The sequence below is a fragment of the Streptomyces durbertensis genome (assembly GCF_014156695.1).
In the GTDB taxonomy this organism is placed as follows: Bacteria; Actinomycetota; Actinomycetes; order Streptomycetales; family Streptomycetaceae; genus Streptomyces; species Streptomyces durbertensis.
Map to the genome: position 1 here is coordinate 1 of NZ_WMLF01000464.1, position 4,127 is coordinate 4,127.

Sequence of the window (4,127 nt, forward strand, 5' to 3'; positions counted from 1 at the left end):
CCACAGCACACCGCGCGGGCCGACCAGGTCGATCAGCACGCCGACTCCCGCAAGGGCGAGCATCCGAACCGCCCCCGTCACCGCGGCACTCGCGGCGATCACCCGCCCCCGCAAGGCGTCCGGAGTGATGCGCTGCCGCGTCGCGGCCACCACCACAAACGCCAACGCGGAAGCCCCGTCGAGCACCAACACCACCACCGCCAGCCACCACGCTTCGTCCAGCACCGCAAGCGCACCGGCCGCACCCCCGTTGACCACAAGCACGCCCGCCAGCAACAGCCCCCACCGCTCCACATCGAGGAACCTCGCCAGCAGGAAGCTACTGACCAGTCCCCCGACCCCGGCGGCCGAGACCACGAGCCCGATCGCCACAGGCGCCAAACCCAGTTCCTCATCCGCCCGCACGAGCAGGGGAAGGAACACCGCCGCCGCGAGCAGGTGCATGTAACACGCGCCCGCCAACAGCACACGTTGCGCCCGGTCCCGCAACACCAACCGGACCCCCGCGAGGACCGAATCCCCGACGCCGGACCCACCCTCCCCAGGCGCGTTCCTCGGTAACCGCAGCAGAAGCAGCGCAGAGCCCACAAAGCTCGCGACATTGACCAGGAACGCGGCCAGCGGGCCCGCCCCCTGCAGCAACGCGCCGCCCGCCGCCGGCCCGGCCAGAGTCGCCGCCGCGTCCGAACCCTCCACGTAACCGTTGGCCCGCACGAGGTCCCGGCTTGCGACGACATTCGGCAGGTAGCTGCCAGCCGCCACGTGGAAGACCGCGTCGCCGACACCTCCCACCAGCGCGAGCAGCACCAGCGGCACCAGCCGCGCCCCTCCGAACACCACCTCCATCCCGATCACCACGAACACACCCGCCCGCACGAGATCAGCCGCCACCATGAGACCTCGCCGTTCGCGACGGTCCACCAGTGCCCCGACCTGCACCGCCGCCACCACCTGCGGCAACTGCCCTGCCGCCCCCACCAGCCCGGCTGTCACCGCCGACCCGGACGCCAACAGCACGGCGAGCGGCAGCACCACATCGGTTACGCGATCACCGAGGACGCTCAGCGCGCGGGCGACGACGAAGTACCGCAGCGGCTTCCGCATGGCCGACAAGCATGCCAGTGCGCTCGCACCCCAGCGGCCCGGCGAAGCTGGTCCGGGGCCCGTGGATCCGCCCAGACCGGGAGGGCCTCATCGTGGTGGGCCGGCGCTGACCCAGCAGGCGGCATCCGACCGCGGTCGACAGCACGGCCAGGGCCGGCGGTCAGCGGACGGGGCGGCGGCCGGAGCGCCGGGACCACCGCACCGCGATGAAGGCCAGGGCGGCCACGAACACCGCGATACCGATGATGAGCAGGTAGCCGAGACCCTCCGCTATGACTCCGACGAATCCCAGCACCACGGCCACGAGAACGAGGAGGAGGAAGAGGACCATGACGCGGACGCCTCCTTCCTGGGGTGAGCGAGGTCGGTCATCGACGTGCGAGCTGCCTCTCGCCGCCGGCGCCGACCTGGTAGGTCAGTTTGTAGTACTGGAAGATCTCCTTCTCCGCCTCGGCGGGCAGGACCTCGTCCATGCCGACCGAGGGGGCCTTCTTCACCAGCGCCTTCGCATAGGAGACCTTGACGTAGTCCGGCCCCAGAATCGCGTCGTCGAGAGGCACGAAGGTCAATCGGTGGCGGGTCGGGAGCCCGGTGCGGACCGTGGCCATGGCCGGTTCGTCGGTGGCGGTGTCCACATAGACCGCTTCGAGGACGCCGATCTTGTGGTTCTTCGGGTCGACGACGTTGTGGTTACGCCATTCGCGTACGTCGGCTGCGTGGATCATGTTCGCCTCCTGGGCCGTTGATCCGGGCCGGTGCGGTCCGGGCCCGCCCGGTGGCCGATGACAGCCCGCAGGACCCTGCGTTCCCGGGAGCAGTGCGGGCGGGCACCCGGACACCTCCAGTATCACCGCCGGTCACGCCTTGCGCTCCCTCGCGCGCTTCCCGCCACGGCGCCGCGGTCGAGGACCTTCGCGACCTCCGTCCCGCTGGTCGTGGCGGTTGGCGGCCCCGTTGTCCGGTCGGCGCTCCGCGGAACCCGGGTCGCTCCGGCTGTCGGGGAGACGACTGCTGTACCGGCGCGACGCGATCCGTTCCGCGTGCTGGGCGTTGAGCCGGTGAATCACGAACGCGCCCAGCGCGATCACCGCGAGAACGCCGGCAAGGGTGAGGACAATTTCCATGACCACGTCACCTCCCGCCGGTCGCGCCCACGTGTGCGGCAGTGGCGCCGCCCTCCGCCTCCCACGCTTCCGCCTGCGAGTCCCCCGCCGGGCCCACCTCGGCGACCGAGGCGACGAGCCGGCCGTCCGACTCCGCCGCCATGAGCGCGGTGCCCGTACGTGCGATCCGCGGATCGCAGGCAGCGGCCATGAGCCGCTCGGCGGCTGCCTCGCCGGTCTCCGGCGGAATGACCAGCAGGTCCCAGCGGCCGATACGGTAGGAGAGAAGCAGGAGCTGGTGCGGGTCCTGCTCGTCGGCGAACCAACCGACCTTGATGACGCGGTCGTTGACGGCGACCTTACGCGGCACCACGGGCCAGTGCGTCGGGTTCACCGCGACGCGGGTGATACGGCCCCACAGCGGGTCCAACCGCTCCGCCAGAGGCGGCAGTTCACGCTCCAGGTCGCGGGATCGCGGCCACCAGGCGCCGTCAAGCAGCCCGGACTGCGGGCCAGGAGGCTTGAGGGAGATCCGAACCGGCGGATAGTCGGCGGGCCTGATGGTCGGCGTGATCGGCGCGGGCCGTGCGGTGAGCACCGTCATGGTGGTCAACCCATCCCCGGGCCCGGCATACGGCCCGGCACTGAAAGCGAGAGAGATACCGACATGGAAGCCGGTCAACAAATGCCCTCGCCACCCCCAGCCTACTCCCGCGGCAGCCCCGACCACGACTGCCCGACCGCCCCCTCGCACCACTAGCTTCCCCGTCCCCGAGAAGAAGCGGACGACCCCGCGAGGACCGAGCCCGGACACCCCGGGCGGCAGCAGCCTCACTCGACCCGCCAAACGAATCAGGGGCCCGACCCGCTCTCGCGGATCAGACCCCTGATCTCGTGTTTCTTCAGTCGGGGTGGCGGGATTTGAACCCACGACCTCTTCGTCCCGAACGAAGCGCGCTGCCAAGCTGCGCCACACCCCGAAGCAACGAGCATTACTTTAGCCCACGCTCGCGCTGAGGCGAAATCCGGTTTCGGTCGGGTCAGGGACGCCGCTCGGTGAGGGTGAGGAGGGTGGCCTCCGGGGGGCAGGCGAAGCGGAAGGGGTAGTAGCGGTTGGCGCCGCAGCCGGCGGAGACGTGGAGGTAGGCGCGGCGGTCGCCGACGTGGTGGTCGGAGAGGCCGCTGACGCGGCGGGTGTCGAGGTCGCAGTTGGTGACGAGGGCGCCGTAGAAGGGGACGCGGAGCTGGCCGCCGTGGGTGTGGCCGGCGAGGATGAGGGGGTAGCCGTCGGCGGTGAAGGCGTCGAGGGCGCGCAGGTAGGGGGCGTGGACGACGGCGAGGGAGAGGTCGGCGTCCGGGTCGGGGCCGCCGGCGACCTCGGCGTAGCGGTCGCGCTTGATGTGGGGGTCGTCGAGGCCGGTGAAGGCGAGTTCGCCGTGGTCGAGCTTGAGGCGGCCGCGGGCGTTGGAGAGGCCGACCCAGCCGGCGGCGTCGAAGGTGTCCCGCATGGGCTCCCAGGGGAGGTGGACGGCACCGACGACCGGGGGGTTGCCGTTGAGGCCGTGGCGGCCGGAGGCCTTCTCGAAGAGGTAGCGGGCGGGGTTGCGCGGCGTGGGGCCGTAGTAGTCGTTGGAGCCGAAGACGTAGGCGCCGGGGAAGTCCAGGAGGGGGCCGAGGGCGTCGAGCAGCTCGGGGACGGCCTCGGGGTCGGAGAGGTTGTCGCCGGTGTTGACGACGAGGTCGGGGCGGAGGCCTGCGAGGTGCTGGAGCCAGCGGCGCTTGCGGTCCTGGCCGCTGACCATGTGGATGTCGGAGACCTGGAGGAGCCGCAGGGGTTTCATGCCGGGCGGCAGCACCGGGACGGTGATCCGCCGGAGCCGGAACATGCGGGGTTCGATCACCGCCGCGTATCCGACGCTG

At 71.2% G+C, this 4,127-nt stretch carries 5 protein-coding genes and 1 tRNA gene; all 6 read right to left on the bottom strand.

Translation table 11 applies throughout. The annotated features are described in order from the left end of the window. On the bottom strand, positions 1–1,104 hold a 1,104-nt coding region (locus GL263_RS22695), incomplete at its 3' end, for an MFS transporter (RefSeq protein WP_182857611.1). A 160-nt stretch (positions 1,105–1,264) separates the two neighbouring features. Continuing rightward, positions 1,265–1,435, bottom strand: coding sequence for a hypothetical protein (locus tag GL263_RS22700; protein WP_182857612.1), 171 nt, complete (start codon positions 1,433–1,435; stop codon positions 1,265–1,267). Between the two features lie 37 nt (positions 1,436–1,472). Continuing rightward, positions 1,473–1,829: a PRC-barrel domain-containing protein gene (locus tag GL263_RS22705; protein WP_182857613.1), complete on the bottom strand. Its 357-nt coding sequence runs from the start codon at positions 1,827–1,829 to the stop codon at positions 1,473–1,475. A 406-nt stretch (positions 1,830–2,235) separates the two neighbouring features. Then, a complete protein-coding gene (locus GL263_RS22710; RefSeq protein WP_182857614.1) occupies positions 2,236–2,811 on the bottom strand; it encodes a DUF5994 family protein in 576 nt (191 codons plus the stop codon). Positions 2,812–3,113: 302 nt separating this feature from the next. Further along, a tRNA-Pro gene (locus GL263_RS22715) sits at positions 3,114–3,187 on the bottom strand. Positions 3,188–3,247: 60 nt separating this feature from the next. Next, on the bottom strand, positions 3,248–4,127 hold an 880-nt coding region (locus tag GL263_RS22720), incomplete at its 5' end, for a metallophosphoesterase (RefSeq protein WP_182857615.1).